This window comes from Stenotrophomonas maltophilia group sp. RNC7 (assembly GCF_030910085.1).
GTDB classification, from domain to species: Bacteria; Pseudomonadota; Gammaproteobacteria; order Xanthomonadales; family Xanthomonadaceae; genus Stenotrophomonas; species Stenotrophomonas sepilia.
Genome location: NZ_JAVFVN010000450.1, coordinates 1 through 392, shown reverse-complemented (window position 1 = coordinate 392; position 392 = coordinate 1). Strand labels below are relative to the sequence as shown.

At 31.4% G+C, this 392-nt stretch carries 1 protein-coding gene; it reads left to right on the top strand.

Annotated features, from left to right (window positions below):
- On the top strand, nucleotides 1–392 hold a 392-nt coding region (locus tag RCF13_RS07835; protein ID WP_308141041.1), incomplete at both ends, for a hypothetical protein.

The window sequence follows — 392 nt, the reverse complement described above, 5'->3', positions numbered from 1 at the left end:
TGGCGCAGGTAAAACGACATTCTGCCAACAATTTGTAGATGATGAAAGTAAAGAGTTGCTTAAGTTGACAATTACTGATTCAGCAGAAAGTACTGTGATTCAAACAGATATTTTGATATTAGACAATACTCCCAAAAAATTATTTTTAAGAGCCAGAAATAAAACAGATATAATGAAAGACCTTCTGATGGTTGCATTAGAGCTAGATCTTGATTTAAGTGGTGATGCGGTTAAGGACATTATAAGAAAGAATACTGAAATAGTTGATAAAGATACTATTGATAAGGTTAATAACTGCTTTTTAACTGAGGAGCTATTTAGTAAGTATAAATTCTTTGGTGGTAAAGTACAAGAGTACTATAAGGCTACTGATGAAACAGAAAAGCTTAAAT